The sequence below is a fragment of the Planctomycetota bacterium genome, from assembly GCA_021414025.1.
In the GTDB taxonomy this organism is placed as follows: Bacteria; Planctomycetota; Phycisphaerae; order Phycisphaerales; family SM1A02; genus SYAC01.
The window spans coordinates 15,425-32,467 of record JAIOPG010000005.1 but is presented as its reverse complement, the minus strand read 5'-3'; the positions used below and the strand labels follow the sequence as shown (position 1 = coordinate 32,467).

Below are 17,043 nucleotides of genomic sequence, written 5' to 3'. Positions count from 1 at the left end.
GTTTCCCTCGCGGCGCGCGACCGCGGCGTCGTGACGCTGGTCGCAAAAATACTTTTGGAAAAAGAGGGGCGTGGTCGCGAAACGCCGCGGGCATGTCGTACAAGTGCCCCACGCGGGAATGGGCCCGCCAAACAAGGAGCAGGAAAATGTCGAATGGGAAGAATTGGCTCGCCTCGATGGCGATGGTGTTGTGCTGCGCCCGGGGCGCGGGTGCGGACGTGGTCTCGGCCTGGGATTTCAATGCATTGACGGGCACGGTGCCCGCGACGCTCGTGGCGGACACGGGCCACGGCGGTCTGTCGCTGGCGGAATTCACCGGCGGCCTGAGCGTGCTGTCGGGAACGGACATCAACGCGGTCAGCGGAGTCGCCGCTGGGCAGGGGCTCACCGTCACCGGCTCGTCGCAGAATTCCAAGTCGATGGTCATCGACGTCGACACGCAGGGGATGCAGCAGCTTCAATTGAGCGTGGCGGCGCGGCGCAGCACCAGCGGATTTGCGGGCATGCTGGTCCAGATCTGGAACGGCCAGTCGTGGCTGGATGTCGGGACGATCTCGGCGAGTACCACGCAGTGGGTGCGCCACGCGATGGACCTTTCCGCGTTCACCTTCGCCGACAACGGCTCGCTCCGGCTCCGCATCCAGCTCTCGGGGGCCACGGGCGCCAGCGGCAACGCGCGGCTGGACAATCTTCGCGTGGACGGCACGATCGTTCCAGCGCCTGGGGTGCTGGCGGCCGCCGGTGCCGCTGCGGCGGGAGCGCGGCGAGGCGCCCGCACGCTCGACAAGGAGGAAGTCGGCAAGGATGGCGACAAGCAGGCCGCCAACGATCCGTCCTCTGAGCCGGCGAAATCACGCGGTCGAAAGCCCGGGAAAAAGCCGGCGAAGGATCCGCGCTGAAGCGGGTCTATTCGGCGTCCGTGTCCTCGAAACCGATCGCATCCAGGGCCGCGTCCTTGGGGGGCGTCTCCCGGTTCTGAACCGAGGAGGCGCCCGGCTCGGCGCTTCGGGCCAGACGCACCGCCAGCTCGATCGCGGCCTTGAAGCTGTTCGGGCTGGCGGTGTTCTTTCCCGCGATGTTGAACGCGGTGCCGTGATCCGGGCTGGTGCGCACAATCGGAAGGCCGATCGTGGTGTTCACGGCGCGGTCGAAGCCCAGCAGCTTCACCGGGATCAGTCCCTGATCGTGGTACATCGCGACGACCAGGTCCCACTTGCCGGCGGCGGCGTCGATGAAAATCGTGTCGCCGGGGAAGGGGCCGCGGGCGTCGATGCCGTTGCGCCGGGCGATCTCGATCGCCGGGGCGATGACGCGCTCCTCCTCGTCGCCGAAGAGGCCATTTTCGCCGGCGTGCGGGTTCAATCCGCACACGGCGATCGCGGGCTTCTCGATGCCCAGCTGCCGGCAGTAGTTGTAGCCCAGGTCGATCGGATCGAAGACCCGTCCGATGGTGAGCAGATTGCGGATGTCCATCAGCGGCACATGCGCCGTGGCCAGCACCACGCGCAATCTTGGACTCTCGAAGAGCATCGCGTGTCGCGCCGCCTTGCACCGCGCCGCGAAGAGCTCCGTGTGCCCCGGCCATTTGAAGCCGGCGTTCGACCAGCTCTCCTTCGAGATGGGACCGGTCACGACCGCGTCCACGCGCCGCGCGTCGCCGACGGGGCGAAGAGCGTCGGCGATGGCGTCTTCGACGAACGCCTTGGAGAGCAGCCCGCCGGCGCGGCTGGGGGCGTGCGCCTGCTCCAGCGAATCCTCATGGCCGTAGTCCACCACCACCGGCTCGGCGGCCATGCCGCGCGTCGCCGGGATATTTTCCTTCGCGATGCGGAACCAGAAGGGCCGCAACCCCGCGCGGTCCGCCGCGTCCACCAGCGGCTGGTTCTGCCCGTAGACCACGAATCGCGCCAGCCGCAGAATCGCCGGATCGCAGAGCGCCTTGGCCACGACCTCGGGACCGATGCCCATGGGATCGCCCATGGTGATCGCAATCACCGGCTCGCTCCGGGGGGGAGTTTCCTTGGATGGATCGCGCGGGTTCATGTCCGCAGGATTGTAGGTGAACCGAACCGCTGAACCGCTCAGCCGCTCTTCCAACCGGGAGCGGGCGGGGGCTTCACGCGCCCCGTCGGCGTTGCGGGGTCGTTCTTCGCGCCCTTATACTTGGTGCAGACGATGAACATTTCCACGCTCTCCACCCGGCTCGACGCGGGCTTGAAGCCGCGGGCCTCGTGAAAGACATTCTTCGCCCGCAGGAGCAGTTCCGGATAGTCGCCACCCTCGAAGACTTTCATTGCCAGGCTGCCGCCGACGGCCAGGAAATCGCGGGCGCGATCCAGCAGCGTGTGGCAGAGCCGGACGCTGATCGCGGCGTCGGCGATCGGCACGCCGGAGGTGTCCGGCGCCATGTCGGAGATGATTGCGTCAAAAGTGCCGCCGAACTCCTCCCGCGCGACCGTGCGGAAATCCCCGCAGATCAGCCGCACATTCTTGGCAAGCCCCCGCGGATCGATCGGCTTCAGGTCGACCGAGACGACCTCGCCGCGCTCGCCGACCAGTTTCGAGGCGACCTGTGTCCAGGATCCCGGCGCCGCGCCCGCGTCAAGCACCCGCATGCCGCGCTTCAGCAGGCGGAATCGCTCGTCGATCGCCAGCAGCTTGTAGGCGCTGCGTGCGCGATAGCCCTCCTCCTTCGCCTTGCGGAACCAAAAGTCCTGGACTTCCTTCATGGGCGTTGCACGCAATCGGGCCGGCAGCGGCTCACGGCCAATGGAAGGATCCGGTGTCGTGCGGATCCTCGACGATGGTGATCCGGATGTCGCCATCCACGTTGCGCATCACGACCGGATTCGACCCCGAGTTCAGGATGGCGTGAAGCGAGTTCTTGTCGTTGCGGTGGTCGGCGATGTTCCATCGCCCCATGCGGCAGTAGGCCACGATGTTGCCGCCGATGGTCTCGCAGTCGAACTCGCCCGAGCTCTGGCCGCGCGAGATCCAGACAATGTCGGCGTCCTTGGTCACCATCGCGCAGGGCTGCGTGATCGGCCATGGGGTGCGCATGCGGATCTCGCCCCTGACGGTGCTGAGGTCGACGGGGCCGCGGTTGTCGTCGACCATGATCTTGCCGCGCTTGGTGTCCACGGTCACCGCCCCCAGCCGCGGCACCTCGACCTCAATGTCCGAGCCCACGAACCACGCGTCGATGTCCGTGCTGCCGACCTCGATGAAAAGCGTGTGCCCGCCATGGTCGTTGGGGTCGACGCGCGCCACCCACTTGATCTTCTCCAGCTGCATCTTGGAGTCGCCGGCGGCGCGAACCTCGATGCGCGGCTCGATGCGCACCTTGGTGTCGCCCGTGGCCTCCTCGGCCCGGCCGAGGACCAGTACGTCGCCGGAGGCGTTCTTGATCTTCACGTCCAGCAGTCCGGGCTGGTCTGGAAACTCCAGATTGATCGGGCTGTCGACCGCACCGGCGAGTCCGTCGCGCGAGCCGCTGAGCACCCGGTTGGTCAGGCGTTCCGGCCCGCTGGTTCCATGGCACGCGGCGGCCGCGGCGAGCGCCGCGCACAGAAGGATGGATGTCGTCCGCCGTCGCACCGCAGGAGTCTACCGATAGCATGGGGCGATGATCGCGATCGCACTTCTCTCGTTGCTCGCAGGAGTCGCCGGCGCCGCGCCGGAAGGCGACCGCATCGAAGTCGTCGTTCCCGCGGAGTCCCAGGAGCTGCTGGCGAAAGGTCCGGCCTCGGGCCGCCTGAAACTTTTCCTCAACGCCACCCATTCCAAGAACCGCGCCGATCCGGCCGACGGCCCCTTCTTCGAGGATCCGCAGCCCATCTACAGCGTCCCCGTCCAATCCCTCAAGGCGGGCCAGCCCATCGTGATCGATGCTTCCGCCACCGGCTGGCCCGTGCCGATCGACCAACTCTCCGGCGAGTACGAGCTGCAGGCCGTGTTCGACAACCACCACGCCGAGCGCGGGCACCACAGTCCCGGGAACCTCTTTTCCAAGCCCGTCACCATGACGTTCGATCCGCATTCACGAGACACGAGAGTCATCGAGCTCACCGAAGTCGTCCCCGACATCGCGCTGCCGAAACACGACAACGTGGTCTGGATCGACGAGATCAGCCCGATGCTGACCCAGGCCACCGGCCGGCCGACGCGCCACCGCGCCGCCGTCGTCCTGCCGCACGGCTACAACAACATCAATTTCCCGCGGCGCGTCTGGCCGACCATCTATGTCGTCCCCGGTTTCGGCGGGCGCTTCGTCGACGTTGACGCTTGTGTGCGCATGCTGGGCGCCTCAAACACGGGCGGCGTGCCTCAGGCCGTCTGGGTCATTCTCGATCCGGAGTCCCCGCTGGGCCATCACGCTTTCGCCGACTCGAAGCTCAACGGGCCGCGCGGCGCCGCGCTGGTGAAGGAGCTGATCCCGCTGCTGGAGGAGCGCTTCCGCCTGATCCGGGATCCTCAAGCGCGCCTGCTCACCGGCCATTCCAGCGGCGGCTGGAGCACGCTTTGGCTGCAGCTGACGCATCCGGAGGCGTTCGGAGGGTGCTGGTCGAGCTCGCCCGATCCGGTGGACTTCACCTGCTTCCAGCTCAGCGACATGTACCACGACGAAAACATGTTCACCGATGCGCAGGGAAAACCGCAGGGCTCCTACCGCCGGCCCATCGGTCCCAACGATGATCAGGTGCTCATGACGGTCCAGCAGGAGGTTGGCATGGAGCGGGCGCTCGATCCGGAAGGCGGATCCGGCGAGCAGTGGGATTCCTGGAACGCCTGCTTCGGCGCCCCGGGAATCCGGCAGGACCTTCCGCGCAACGCATTCGATCCCGTGACCGGCCGGATCGACCACGAGGTGATCGAAAAATACTGGAGCCCCTACGACATCGCGCGCATGGTCGCGAAGCGCTGGAAGGAGCTGGCGCCGGTCTTCGCGGACAAAGTCCACCTGCTGGTCGGATCGCGCGACTCCTTCTACCTGGAGCGCGCCGTCGAGAAGCTGCGAAAGCAAGTCGCGGCGCTGCAGGAAGCCGATGTTCGGGCCGGAGCCGCGCCGCCCGCGGGAGGCGGATTCATCGAGATCATTCCCGGCGCCACCCACGACACCGCGGCCGTCATCGCCCGCGGCCGATTCGCTCTTTCGATGCGCGACTACCTCAAAAAGCACGGGTTCAGCGAGTGATTCGCCCTTTCGTAGGATGGCCCCAATGGAAGTGACCTCGCATCCCAACCCGCTGGTCGGCGTCATCATGGGCAGCCAAAGCGATTGGGAGACGATGACGCACGCCTCCGCGATGCTGGCCAAGCTGGGCGTGCCGCATGAATGCCGGGTGGTGAGTGCGCATCGCACACCCGATCTTCTATTTGAATACGCATCGACCGCCGCCGGGCGAGGGCTGCGCGTGATCATCGCCGGCGCGGGCGGCGCCGCCCACCTTCCCGGCATGTGCGCGAGCAAGACGCTGCTGCCGGTGCTGGGCGTCCCCGTGAACACGGCCGCGCTTCAGGGGCTGGACTCGTTGCTTTCAATCATCCAGATGCCCGCGGGAGTTCCGGTCGGCACGCTCGCCATCGGCCGCGCCGGCGCGGAAAATGCCGGGCTTCTCGCCGCGGCGATCCTAGCCCACGACCATCCGAACATTCGCCAGGCGCTCGCCGCCGACCGGGCCGCGCGGACCCAGGCGGTGTTGAGCCAGCCCGATCCTTCACGCCACGCCTCCAAGGATGGCGGTCGGTGAAGATCGGCATCGTCGGCGGCGGCCAGCTCGGACAGATGCTCGCCCAGGCCGGAAAGCCTCTGGGTCACTCCTTCAAGTTTCTCGTACCGCCCGGGGAGTGCTGCGTGGAGTCGCTCGGCGAGGTGGTTCGAAGCGATTTCGCGGATCCGCAGGCGCTCGCCGATTTTGCGCGGGGCGTTGATGTGTTCACCTTCGAGTGGGAGAACGTGCCGCTGGAGACCCTCGAAGCGCTGGCTCGATTCGCTCCCATGCGTCCCTCGCCCCAGTGTGCCGCCATCGCGAAGGATCGAATCCGGGAGAAGCAGCTCTTTCAGCGCCATGGCCTGCACGTGCAGAAGCACGCGGCGGTGTCCAGCGCGGCCGAGCTATCCCAGGCGCTCGAAGGTGTCGGCTTGCCGGCGATGTTGAAAACTCGCGGGTTGGGATACGACGGCAAGGGCCAGCAGAAGATCGACGAGCGCTCCTCGGCCAGGGCCGCATTCGAGCGACTCGGAAGTGTTCCGTGCATTCTCGAGGCGTTTGTTCCATTCGATTTTGAGATCAGCCTCATCGCCGTGCGCGGCAGGGTCCAACCCGTCGATGCGCCGGCGATCCTCTTCTATCCGGCCTGCCGCAATCGGCATGTCGAGGGCATCCTGCGCCGGACGGTCGTGCCGGCCGAAGGGGTGTCGCCCGCGATTCTGGAACAAGCCCAGTCCGCAATCCGCGCCATGATGGAGACCCTGGACTACGAGGGCGTCCTGTGCGTCGAGTTTTTCGTGCAGAGCAGCGGCGCGGGCCAGATCCTGGTGGCCAATGAAATGGCGCCGCGCGTCCACAACAGCGGCCACTGGTCGATTGAGGGAGCCGAGACCAGCCAGTTCACCAACCACATCAAAGCGATCACCCGCCAGCCGCTCGGCTCGACAGCGCTCAGGGGCGCGTCGGTCATGATCAATCTGGTCGGCGCCGTTCCCTCGCCGCTGGAGCGGCCGGCGAACGCGCACGTGCACCTCTACGGCAAGTCCCCGCGGGCCGGCCGAAAGCTGGGCCACATCACCGCCGTGGGCGCGGACGCCCATCGACTGGTGGAGTTCGCCTTCAACGGATCCTGATCAGCTCGCTTCGGCGCGGGGATGCGCCTTGTCGTACACCTCGCGGGTGCGCGCCGAGGTGAGATGCGTGTAGATCTGGGTGCTGCTCAGGCTCTGATGCCCCAACAGCTCCTGGACTTCGCGCAGATTGACCCCGTCGCTCATCAGCAGATGCGTGGCGAAAGAGTGGCGGATGGTGTGCGGACTGATGTCCGGATCGAGTCCCGCCTGCAGCAGGTATTTGGCGACCTTGCGGCGGACCGAGCGGGTGCTCAGTCGGGTTCCGTTCTTGTTGACGAAGAGCGGGGCGCCTGGGGCGCGGCTCACATTGCGCTCGGAGTCCAGCATCGCGATGTACTTTTGAATGGATTCCACGGCCTTCGGATTGAGGGGCACGACGCGTTCGCGCTTGCCCTTGCCCCGAAGGCTGACGCTTTCAGAGCCGGCATCGAAGACCACGTCGCCGCGGTTCAATCCGACCACTTCGCTGACGCGCATGCCGGTGGCATAGAGGGATTCCAGGATGGCGCGGTCGCGCGCGCCGAGCAGGTCCTCGGGATCGGGCGCCGAGAGCAGCCGCTCGATCTGATCGACCGAGATCGCCTTGGGCAGCCGCTTGGGCTGCTTCGGCGAGCGGATCATGGTCATGGGATTGCTCGAGGTCAGGCCCGTTCGCTCCATCCACTTGTGGAAGGAGCGCAGGGTGGCGATCTTCCGGGCCATGGTGGCGAGCGAATACTTCTTCTCGCTTAGCGTGGCCAGGAAACTTCGAATGGTCTCCACGTCGCAGCAGAGCATCCGCGCGGTGACGCTGCGGCCCTGAAGATCGGCCTTGCGCGATTCCAGCGCCGCCTTCTCAACATTCATGTCGATGGAAATTTTTCCCTTGGTGGAAAGGTAATCCGCGTATTGGCTGAGATCCAATGCGTAGCAGCGCCCGGTGTAAGGGCTGAAGTGCCTTTCATCTCCGAGGTACGCAACGAAACGGTCTACTATGGGAAGATTTGCTTGCATGACATCACTCCTTTTATTCTTGCTCCGGCTTGCCTTCGAGAGGATCCGTCCAGTCAAACCGCAACAAGTCTTCGGACACAGTCCGATACAACTTCAAGAACTCCAAATCCAATTTCAAATATTTAGGGACGTACTTCTCTCGAATCCATTTGTTTGATAACACTTGATCGGGAGACTCTATTCTCGGACTTTAGCAAAGTCCGAGAATATTCCAAAAAATGCCCTAAAAGGTCAGGGGGATATCAAGGTATCCTTGTTCGTTCGAGATTGCGTAGCTCAATTGGTAGAGCAGCCGGCTTTTAACCAGCATGTTCTGGGTTCGAGTCCCAGCGCAATCACTTCTGTTTGACTGTTCCCATTTAAAGAATCCGCATCCCTGATGTTCGTATTGCACGCAAATTGGCACGGTGATCATCTCCATCTCTGGGGAGAGTCGAGCGCCCTATTCACCAAGCACGCCCAGGCGAGTCGCACGGCCGCCACGAGTTCCGATCCTCTGGATCACTTGAAATCGGAGACGATCCCGCATCATCCCTTCGCCTGCGGCGAAGCCGAGCTGCGGCAACTCGCTGGGGCGGCGGGATTTCAGGTCGGGGACAATTCAAGGGCCGGCTCCATACAACTTGTGCTGCCCTTCGACCATCTCGTTCCGGCACCGAGCGATCGACTGGCGGTCGCCATGGGAACGGATGCGGACAACGGAGAGGATCTGCATCTGGACGCCGTGCAGGTTCCGACGATTGCGGTTCCGCCGGGCGGGGTCCAGGAGAGGCTCCTGGCTTTTGAAACCGCGGGCGGATTGAACCACGAGCACACCGGGCATGAGTTTCAGTTCTGGTGCTCGGCCGCGCGCTTTGCGATGGAGTTGATGGAGGATCAGCGCGTCGTGCCCACGGTGCAGCAGGATCGAAGCGGCGCCGTGAAGGCGCATTGGCGGCCCTGGCTGCATGACACGGCGATCGCCGAACGCGCCGGCATGCTCCTGTCCGGCATGCCTCCGATCTGCAGGGCCGTGGCCGACGCGCATTCCGGCGACGGCTGGCTCGTGCTGGAATCCTTTCTGAATGCCTGCGTGGACTCGTTTCTGCGGCAGGTGATGGTGGTCGAAAATTACGCCGAGGCGATCGAGGACCGCGATCCCACGAGCGATCCGCACGTGGCGTGGCTCGGTGCGCTGCTGGGCAACGACATCGAGGTGAAGCATCTGGCGGTGGGGGATGTCAGCCTGGTCCGCGGCGTGCGGCAGTGGCTCGCGATCCTCGAGGACATCGGCGAGGGACGGCCCATGCACCTGCTGCTGAGGTTGGAGGAGCCTCCGAGCACGCTCTACACGAAGCAGGAGGGCGAGGAGGAAAAGCACACCTGGCGCCTCTCGTTCCAATTGATCACCATCGAGGATCCGCCTTCCATTCTCGAAGCCGAGACCATTTGGGCGCAAGCCTCGGGGCGTGGCGGCGCCAATCAGGCCGCTGAAAAAACCGCCGAGCTTCTCCTGGGCGAACTCGCCCGCGTCTCGCGCATCTGGCCCAAGTTCGAGGACGCGCTCGAGGAAACCTCCCCAACGGGACTCGATCTGACCACTGCCGAGGCGTACGTTTTCTTGCGCGACATCAAGCCGCTGCTTGAAGAGAGCGGTGTGCAATGCACGGTTCCCGAGTGGTGGGGCTCATCGAGCACGCGCATCGGCGCCAAGCTGTTCATCGAAGGCGACGGCCCGAGCCCGGAGATGCTGACCAACTCGCTCGCCGCGGGTCGCAAGGGTGGTTTCGGACTTCACAGCGTGGTGAACTACTCATGGCAGATCGCCCTCGGGGACCAACCCCTGACCATGGAGGCCTTCGAGGCCCTGGCGCGGAAGGGCACTCCCCTGGTGCGCATCAACAATCGGTGGGTCGAGATGCGCAAGGAGGATCTTGAAGCGGGCCTAAAATTCCTGAAGCAGCACCCAGGCGGACAAATGTCCCTGCTTGAGGCGCTGCGCCTGGCGCACGGGGCCGCCGACGACACCACGGGAATTCCCGTGCTCGGCATGGACGCCAAGGGCTGGGTCGCGGAGGTGTTCGGGCCGGTGGATGCGGTCGACCGCATGCCGCAGCTGGAGCAGCCCCTTCTTTTCCAGGGATCGCTCCGTCCCTATCAGCTTTCAGGCCTTCGTTGGCTCGCCTTCCTGGGGCGCTATGGCCTGGGCGCGTGCCTGGCGGACGACATGGGACTTGGCAAGACAATCCAGTTGATCGCCCTGCTTCAAATCGAGCGGCAGGATGCTCCGGAAGGGGAGAAAGTCGGGCCCACGCTTTTGGTGGCGCCGATGAGCGTGCTGGGCAACTGGAACCGCGAGCTCACCCGCTTCGCCCCCGAGCTCACCGTGCACATCCACCACGGGCTCGACCGGCCGCAAGGCGAGAAGCTGAAGGAAGTCGCCGAGAAGTCCGACGTGGTGGTCACCACCTACGCGCTGGTGGCCCGCGACCAGGAAAGTCTGGAGAAGATTGCCTGGCGCCGCGTGGCCCTGGACGAGGCCCAGCACATCAAGAATCCGCCGACCAAGCAAACCGCCGCGATCCGCGCCATCCAGTCGGATCACCGCATCGCGCTCACGGGCACGCCGGTGGAGAACCGCCTGACCGAGCTCTGGTCGATCATGGAGTTCTGCACGCCCGGTTACCTGGGAACGCTGGCGGATTTCAAGCGGCGCTTCGCCGTCCCCATCGAGCGGCACCGCGACCGCAACCGCGCCGAGAAATTGCGCAACCTGGTGCGGCCCTTCGTGCTGCGGCGCCTGAAGACCGACTTGAATGTGATCAGCGACCTGCCGCCCTTGATCGAATCGCGCGAGCATGTGCCGCTGACCAACGAGCAGATCACCCTCTACGACCAGGTCGTCGAGGAGATGCTCTCCAAGGTCGATCGCGCCGAAGGCCTGCGCCGCCGCGGCCTGGTGCTCAGCGCCCTGGTCAAGCTCAAGCAGATCTGCAACCACCCGCTGCACTTCCTGCGGCAGACCCAGCTTCCCGAGGTGGCGCCCGAGGAGGCGCTGAAACAGGCGGAATCGGATGATGTCAACGAGGCCGTGATCGAGATTCCCGAGAGCGGGAGTGACCGCCTGCTCTCCAGCCGCAGCGGCAAGAGCACGCGCCTGATCGAGATGCTCGAGGAGGTGATCGCGGCCGGAGATCGCGCCCTCATCTTCACGCAGTACCGGCAGATGGGCCACCTGCTGGTGACCATGATCCGCCGCGAGCTCGACACGGAATCACTCTTCCTGCATGGCGGCACGCCGCAGGCCAAGCGCGACCAGTTTGTGGACCGCTTCCAGGATCCGCAGGGCACCGCCCCGATCTTCGTTCTGAGCCTGAAGGCCGGCGGCGTCGGACTGAATCTGACCGCGGCCAACCACGTGTTCCACTACGACCGCTGGTGGAATCCGGCGGTCGAGAACCAGGCCACCGACCGTGCCTTCCGCATCGGCCAGCTGCGGACCGTGAACGTGCACAAGATGATCTCCGAGGGAACGCTCGAGGAGCGCATCGACCAGATGATCCAGCAGAAGATGGAGCTGGCCACGCAGATCATCTCCAGCGGCGAGGCATGGCTCACCGAGCTCAGCACCGGGCAGCTGCGCGAAATTCTTTCGCTCCGGACCACGGCATTGGAGGACGCATGAGCGTGAATCCCGCCGCCGGTCAGCCCAAGAAACCCGACGCGCCGCGGCGCGTCCGTCATGGCATCAAGTTCCGCCGCAAGAACGGCCTGGAGGAATTGCCCTGGACTGCGCGGACCTTTGTCCAGTCGGTCCAGGAGAAGGCCTCCCTCGGCGCGCAGGTGCTGGGTATGGAGTACGCGCTCAGCGGGCAGGCGGCGAGTTTCTCCGTCGACACAGGTGCGGTGGAGGCGCTGGTGCAGGGGCGGGCCTTCAAGCCCTACACCGTCCGCATCTCCCTGAAGCACCTGACCCCCGAGCAGTGGGCCGAGGTGGTGCAATTGATGGCGAAGGAGGCGGTCTTTGCGGCCAAGCTGCTTGTGGGCGAGATGCCCATCGACATCGAGGAGGTCTTCGAGGAGCGCGAGGTGCAACTGCTGCCGCGCGGCTGGAAGGACCTGAAGGTGGAGTGCGACTGCGGCGAGAAGAACCCCTGCAAGCACATCGTCGCCGTGACCTATCTGCTGGTCGAGCGCATCGAGGTCGACCCGTTGGTTCTCTTCGCGTTGCGCGGATTGCCGGGGACCAAGCTGCTTGAGCGCCTGCAGGAGGCCCGCAACGTGCACTCGGCGGGCGTGAGCCAGAGCCACCAGAGCGCGCAGCTGCCCTCGCAGAAGGCCAAGCTGCCCCCGCTGGAGTCCTGCCTGAACGACTATTGGCGCCCGGGCCGCAAGCTGGCCGAGTTCGAGGCGCTGCCGGCGCAGGAGCACATTCCCCACGCGGTGCTGCGCCGCCTTGGTGCCAGCCCGCTGGGCGGAAAGTTTCCGCTGGTCGGACTGCTGGCCAGCGTGCAGGACAGCCTGCGCGCCAAGGTCATCGAGCTTCGACAGCGCATCGAAGACGGAACCCCGTGACACAGCCTCCCCACCAGCGCTATCGGCCCCATCCCTGGCATGGGCTCGACGCCGGAACATCGCCGCCCGACCTGGTGAACGCCTACATCGAGATCACGCCCTTCGACCTGGTGAAGTACGAGGTCGACAAGCGCAGCGGATTTCTCCGCGTCGACCGGCCGCAGCGCACCAGCAGCACGCCACCGACACTCTACGGATTCATTCCCCGGACGCTCTGCGGAGCCCGGGTCGCCAAGGTCGGCGGCATCGCGACCGGAGACGGCGATCCCCTGGACATCTGCGTGCTCTCCGAGCGGCCGATCGACCGCGTGGAGGTGATTCTGGAAACGCGCGTCCTGGGCGGGCTGCTGATGGAGGACACCGGCCAAGCCGATGACAAGATCGTCGCCGTGCTCAAGGACGATGCGATCTGGTCCGAGGCCCGTGACATCGGTGACCTGCCGCCGCGCCTCGTCGAGCGCCTGCGGCACTACTTCCTCACCTACAAGATGCGCCCCGGCGAGAAGGCCACCGTGCAGGTGGGCGCGCTCTACGGCGTCGAGCAGGCCCGTTCCGTCGTCGCCGCTGCGATGGAGGACTACCGCGAGGCGTTTCCAGGCTGAGCCGGTGCCGCCGCGGCGGCGTCGGAGTCCGCAGGAAGCCGCTTCATCAAGTCGTCGACCGCCGCGCGCAGCTGCGCGTCGAAGTTGTTCGACTCGTCGATTGGATTCGCCGGCACGCGGACATTGGGCATCGCTCCGTGATTCTCCATGTCGGTGCCCTCGGGGGTGTACCAGCCGCGGAAGGGCGTGCGGATGGTGGTGCCGTCGGTCAGCGAGGTGGAGCCGGTCGAGATCACGCCGCCGTAGGTCTGTTCGCCGACCAGCGAGCCGCGCTTCAAGTTCTTGAAGGCGTGGCTGACGATCTCGGCATTGGAAAAACTCTTCTCGTTGCAGAGCATGTTCGCCGGCAGCGTCCAGCGCTGGATGAAGAGGCGGTCTTGTGGATAGCCGTGGGTGTAGGAGCGGTCGGCCCCGCGCGGAACCGTATAGGCGTGCACCGGCGCCATCAGGCTCGCCAGCACCCGGTCGGCGGTGCTGCCGCCGCCGTTGTTGCGCACATCGACCAGCAGCCCATCCCTGCCCTGCGCCGCGGCGCAGAGGTCGCGTTCGAATTCGTCCAGGCTGGCCTGGCTCATGCTCTGGATGTGCAGGTAGCCGATGCGCCCGCCGCTCCACTCGTTCACCAGCGCCGCGTTTTTCAGGGTCGCCGCCTGGTAGGCCAGCTCCGATTCCTGCGCATTGGTGCAGGGGGTGATCAGGCAATCGATGTTGACCGGAGTGCCGTCGGCCTTGTTGCGCCGGACCGACACGAGGGTTTCCAGCCCGACCCTGCCGCGAAGTTTCTGCTCCAGTGTTTCGTTGGCCGCGATTGGCTCGCCGCCGATGGCCACGATGACGTCGCCGACGCGAAGGGGAGTCTGGCTGATCGCGGCGGGGGATTTCGCCAGAACCTCCATCACTTCGAAGCCCTCCGGCACGGAGCGGGTGCGAACGCCCAGTCGACCCACGGGCTGGCGGCTCGGGTTCGGCTTGTCCGACGGCAGCGAGACGCCCAGGTGGCTCGCGTTGAGCTCGCCCAGCAGGCGGGCCATGATCCACTCAAACTCGCCGTCCGTGCGCGCCGAGCGGGCCAGCGACTGGTAGCGCTTGGAGAGCGTTTCCCAGTCGAGGCCCTTCATTGCCGGGTCGTAGAAAATCTCGCCCACCACGCGGGCGGCTTCCTGGAAGCGATGGTCGCTCCAGACGGCGGGATCGATCAGGGTGTCCGCCTCGAAGTCGACGCTCTTCGACTCGCCGCCCGACACGCCAGTGGTGCTCACCTTGCTGGCGTTGAAGAGCACCACCTTGTCGCCGGCGAGGTTGACCTGGATGACTCGGCCTGCCGGCGCCACCTTCTTCTGGTCGGTGCCATCCCATTTCACGCTGAACACTCCGGGGCCGCCGTCGTTTCCGCTGAAAATGACGCGCTCGCCGCCCGGAGTCATGTTCAAACCGGTTTCATCGCCAGCCAGGCGAGTCAAGCGGCGCACTCGCAGGTAGGCGTCGTCCAAGTCGTAGGCCAGTGCCTCCTTGGCATCGCCTGCCGACTCCTCGCCCTTGGATTTCGCATCGTCGTCCTTGTCCTTGGCGGCGTCCTTCTCGTCGCCCTCGCCCTCCGGCGCGTCCTTCTTGGCGGCGCCAGCTTTCTTCGCGTCCTTCTTGGACTTCTTCTTGGCGCCGGGAGCCTCGGGGGGCTTGCGCTTCTTCGCCGCGTCGTTGGCGTCCTTGAAGTACGCCTCGAGCTCCGCGGCGGAATAACCCTCGATCGACTTGTCCAGGTCGACGCCCCAGACATCCGATTCGTTGTTGACCCGGTCCGAAAGGAAAGCCAGCAGCTTGCCGTCGGCGCTGAAGCGCGGCGAGCGGTCGTTGTCGGGATGGCGCGTGATGTTGATTGCCGGCTTGGAGCCGTCGACCGGAGCCAGCCAGATGTCGCGGTTGAAGTCGCGGTCGTCTTGCGCGAAGGCGATCCACTTCGAGTCCGGGCTCCACTGGAATTCGAGTTCTGGATCCCAGCCGTCGCGGAAGGTCACGCTTTCGTTCGTGGTCAGGTTGAAGATCATCAAGTCGTTGCCCTGTCGATAGGCGATCCATTTTCCGTCGGGGCTCGGCGCGGGCTCGCGGTCGGGCAGGTCCGACTGGACCACAGGACGAATCTCGAAGGCCACCGCCTCGGTCCACCGCGCCGGATCCAGGCGGTGATCCGCGGGGGGTTTGGGAGCTTCGTCCGCCTTCGCGGCGTCATCCTTTTCGTCCGCCTTCGCCGCTGGCTTGTCGGACGGCTCGCCTTTGGGCGCATCGCTCTTTTCTTCCGTGGTCTTGTTCGCGTCGGGCTTCTCCCCGGCCTTCGCGTCCTCCTTCGCGGGCACTTCGGCGGGTGCCGGCTTGGCGGGCTCCGTCGCGCTCTTGGCCTCTTTGCGCAGCTCGCTGCGGGTGCGCGAGACGATGGCCTCGACGATGTCCTCGTTGCCGCTGGCGTCGGTCACGAAGTAGAGCCGGCTTCCATCGGCGCTCCAGGCGATGTCGCGCTCGCGCGACGGGGGCGAGGTGACGCGCACCACAGGGGACTTCTCGTCCATGCTGCGGACGAAGACATCCCCATAGGCGACGAAGGCCATGGTCTTGCCGTCCGGGCTCAGCGCTGCTTCGGTGACGTCCTTGCCCACGTGGCGCACCTCAACCGGATCGAGGACATCCGCCGCGGCGGTGAGCTCGATGGCCTTCGGCGTCGCGTGCGGCGCCGCCAGATCGAGGCGGTAGAGCTTGTTCCAGGAGGCGATCACCGCCGTTTTGCCATCCGCCGAGACATCGAAAGAGGTGATGTCATCCGCGAAGTCGGTCAGCTTCTCGCCGGGGGCGTCGGGAGCATCGGAGAGCTTGCGGCGATACAGGTTGGCAACGCCATCGCGCTCCGAAACCATGAGGTAGGAGTCCGGACCGCACCAGAGCGCCTGACCGTCGTTTCCCTGGAATGCCGTGAGCCGGGTGTAAGCCTGTTCCATGGGTTTGCTGGCGTCGAAGAGCCAGACATCGCGCTGATCCGAACCGCGGTAACCACGGCGCGACCAGGCGCTTCCGCCGCGCTCGATCAGGTATTGGCCGCGTCCGTTGGGCGCCGGATGCGCGCCGTAGGCCTGGTTCACGCGCTCCAATCTTCCCCCGCCCGCAGCCACCTTGTAGCTGCGCGGCACCCGGTAGAAATCCGATTCGCGGGTCGAATCGAAATAGATCGTCGGGACTCCGGAAGCGTCCAACGCAAAAGCGGAGAGCGTGCAGGGAGACTCGCCGAAGGTGATTTGCGTCGCGTCGCCCCCCTTGATGGGCATGGTCCAGATGTTTCGATAGCCGTCGCGCGTGCTTTCAAAAGCGATCGTCGCACCGTCCGGGCTCCACTCAGAGCGGGTGTCGTCGGAAGGGTGGTTGGTGACGCGGCTGGCGTTGCCCCCGTTGGTTGGTGCGAGCCAGAGGTCGCCCTGCCACGAGAAAAGGATGCTTTGGCCATCGGGGCTGATCGAAGGCCACCGAGGAAGATCGACGCCGGAGGCCGTCGCCCGGGCATTGAGGAACGCGGCAAGCAGGAGCAGGGCACAGGGAATGCGGTTTCTCATGGAATGGCGCCTTTGGAAATATGGAGGAAAAGCCAAGTTACCGACTTGGGAGGCCTCTTGAGACGAAATAGTCCATTCATTTTCCTCCGATTTCTTGCTTATCAACAGTTCATATTCGACATTGGACCGCGTAGGAGGGGCGCCTGCAATCCGCAGCACCCGACAAAAAGGAGAGGGAGTCATGGAAAATATCAATGGACCGACGAACGAAACCGGACCGCAGCCATCCAAGCTGGAGCATCTGCGGGGCATTTTGTCGAAGCTTCAGCAAGCCATGGAAAACCGTCGCGATGAAAGACTGGGCCGGAAGGCTCCGGTGCAGGTCGTGACCAACATTGCATTCCCGAAACCGGCCACAACCACCACGGGCAGCGGCAAGCCGCGGGCGACACCCAAGTCGCTGAGCGATTTCGAAGCCGCCTTCGCCCGACTCACCAGCCGGCAGGCCAGTTAACCGAGCATT

13 protein-coding genes and 1 tRNA gene are annotated in these 17,043 nt (G+C 65.3%); 9 read left to right on the top strand and 5 right to left on the bottom strand.

Features of this window, described 5'->3' with window-relative positions; all coding sequences use genetic code 11:
• Positions 1 to 146: 146 nt before the first annotated feature.
• Positions 147 to 899 carry a hypothetical protein gene (locus K8R92_06305; protein ID MCE9619502.1) on the top strand — a complete coding sequence of 251 codons (753 nt, stop codon included), beginning with the start codon at positions 147 to 149 and terminating at the stop codon, positions 897 to 899.
• Positions 900 to 906: 7 nt separating this feature from the next.
• Here the strand turns inward: K8R92_06305 and pdxA are convergent, their stop codons facing one another.
• The 3 genes from pdxA to K8R92_06290 are packed head-to-tail and all read right to left on the bottom strand — an operon-like array spanning position 907 to position 3,597.
• Positions 907 to 2,043 (bottom strand): 4-hydroxythreonine-4-phosphate dehydrogenase PdxA, encoded by a 1,137-nt coding sequence (gene pdxA / locus K8R92_06300; protein MCE9619501.1) that lies wholly within the window; start codon positions 2,041 to 2,043, stop codon positions 907 to 909.
• Positions 2,044 to 2,081: 38 nt separating this feature from the next.
• Positions 2,082 to 2,729 (bottom strand): RlmE family RNA methyltransferase, encoded by a 648-nt coding sequence (locus K8R92_06295; protein ID MCE9619500.1) that lies wholly within the window; start codon positions 2,727 to 2,729, stop codon positions 2,082 to 2,084.
• 31 nt (positions 2,730 to 2,760) lie between these two features.
• Positions 2,761 to 3,597: a hypothetical protein gene (locus K8R92_06290; GenBank protein MCE9619499.1), complete on the bottom strand. Its 837-nt coding sequence runs from the start codon at positions 3,595 to 3,597 to the stop codon at positions 2,761 to 2,763.
• Between the two features lie 28 nt (positions 3,598 to 3,625).
• Here K8R92_06290 and K8R92_06285 point away from each other — a divergent pair, with 28 nt between their 5' ends.
• The 3 genes from K8R92_06285 to K8R92_06275 are packed head-to-tail and all read left to right on the top strand — an operon-like array spanning position 3,626 to position 6,844.
• On the top strand, positions 3,626 to 5,194 hold the full coding sequence (locus K8R92_06285; GenBank protein MCE9619498.1) for a hypothetical protein: 1,569 nt from the start codon (positions 3,626 to 3,628) through the stop codon (positions 5,192 to 5,194).
• A gap of 25 nt (positions 5,195 to 5,219) precedes the next feature.
• Entirely contained in the window at positions 5,220 to 5,750 is a 531-nt protein-coding gene (gene purE / locus K8R92_06280; protein ID MCE9619497.1) for a 5-(carboxyamino)imidazole ribonucleotide mutase, read from the top strand.
• Positions 5,747 to 6,844 (top strand): 5-(carboxyamino)imidazole ribonucleotide synthase, encoded by a 1,098-nt coding sequence (locus K8R92_06275; GenBank protein ID MCE9619496.1) that lies wholly within the window; start codon positions 5,747 to 5,749, stop codon positions 6,842 to 6,844. The genes purE and K8R92_06275 overlap by 4 nt, the downstream gene beginning before the upstream one ends.
• Here K8R92_06275 and K8R92_06270 read toward each other — a convergent pair whose 3' ends face one another.
• Entirely contained in the window at positions 6,845 to 7,690 is an 846-nt protein-coding gene (locus K8R92_06270; protein MCE9619495.1) for a tyrosine recombinase XerC, read from the bottom strand.
• Between the two features lie 412 nt (positions 7,691 to 8,102).
• Between K8R92_06270 and K8R92_06265 the strand changes: the two genes are divergently transcribed.
• The 4 genes from K8R92_06265 to K8R92_06250 all read left to right on the top strand — a co-directional run bounded on the left by K8R92_06265 (position 8,103) and on the right by K8R92_06250 (position 12,993).
• Positions 8,103 to 8,175: transfer RNA gene (locus K8R92_06265), tRNA-Lys, on the top strand.
• 167 nt (positions 8,176 to 8,342) lie between these two features.
• Positions 8,343 to 11,501 (top strand): DEAD/DEAH box helicase, encoded by a 3,159-nt coding sequence (locus K8R92_06260; protein ID MCE9619494.1) that lies wholly within the window; start codon positions 8,343 to 8,345, stop codon positions 11,499 to 11,501.
• Entirely contained in the window at positions 11,498 to 12,391 is an 894-nt protein-coding gene (locus K8R92_06255) for an SWIM zinc finger family protein (protein MCE9619493.1), read from the top strand. The genes K8R92_06260 and K8R92_06255 overlap by 4 nt, the downstream gene beginning before the upstream one ends.
• On the top strand, positions 12,388 to 12,993 hold the full coding sequence (locus tag K8R92_06250) for an inorganic pyrophosphatase (GenBank protein ID MCE9619492.1): 606 nt from the start codon (positions 12,388 to 12,390) through the stop codon (positions 12,991 to 12,993). The genes K8R92_06255 and K8R92_06250 overlap by 4 nt, the downstream gene beginning before the upstream one ends.
• On the opposite strand, the gene K8R92_06245 is transcribed toward K8R92_06250, so the two are convergent.
• A complete protein-coding gene (locus tag K8R92_06245) occupies positions 12,969 to 16,580 on the bottom strand; it encodes a PDZ domain-containing protein (protein MCE9619491.1) in 3,612 nt (1,203 codons plus the stop codon). The genes K8R92_06250 and K8R92_06245 overlap by 25 nt on opposite strands.
• Positions 16,581 to 16,761: 181 nt before the next feature.
• On the opposite strand from K8R92_06245, the gene K8R92_06240 reads away from it, so the two are divergent.
• Positions 16,762 to 17,034 carry a hypothetical protein gene (locus tag K8R92_06240; protein MCE9619490.1) on the top strand — a complete coding sequence of 91 codons (273 nt, stop codon included), beginning with the start codon at positions 16,762 to 16,764 and terminating at the stop codon, positions 17,032 to 17,034.
• Positions 17,035 to 17,043: the final 9 nt, after the last annotated feature.

Excerpts from the sequence above, each read along its gene's own strand:
- K8R92_06305 (MCE9619502.1), top strand. The coding sequence starts at position 147 with ATGTCGAATGGGAAGAATTGGCTCGCCTCGATGGCGATGGTGTTGTGC.
- pdxA (MCE9619501.1), bottom strand. The coding sequence starts at position 2,043 with ATGAACCCGCGCGATCCATCCAAGGAAACTCCCCCCCGGAGCGAGCCG.
- K8R92_06295 (MCE9619500.1), bottom strand. The coding sequence starts at position 2,729 with ATGAAGGAAGTCCAGGACTTTTGGTTCCGCAAGGCGAAGGAGGAGGGC.
- K8R92_06285 (MCE9619498.1), top strand. The coding sequence starts at position 3,626 with ATGATCGCGATCGCACTTCTCTCGTTGCTCGCAGGAGTCGCCGGCGCC.
- purE (MCE9619497.1), top strand. The coding sequence starts at position 5,220 with ATGGAAGTGACCTCGCATCCCAACCCGCTGGTCGGCGTCATCATGGGC.
- K8R92_06270 (MCE9619495.1), bottom strand. The coding sequence starts at position 7,690 with ATGAATGTTGAGAAGGCGGCGCTGGAATCGCGCAAGGCCGATCTTCAG.
- K8R92_06255 (MCE9619493.1), top strand. The coding sequence starts at position 11,498 with ATGAGCGTGAATCCCGCCGCCGGTCAGCCCAAGAAACCCGACGCGCCG.
- K8R92_06245 (MCE9619491.1), bottom strand. The coding sequence starts at position 16,580 with ATGAGAAACCGCATTCCCTGTGCCCTGCTCCTGCTTGCCGCGTTCCTC.
- K8R92_06240 (MCE9619490.1), top strand. The coding sequence starts at position 16,762 with ATGGAAAATATCAATGGACCGACGAACGAAACCGGACCGCAGCCATCC.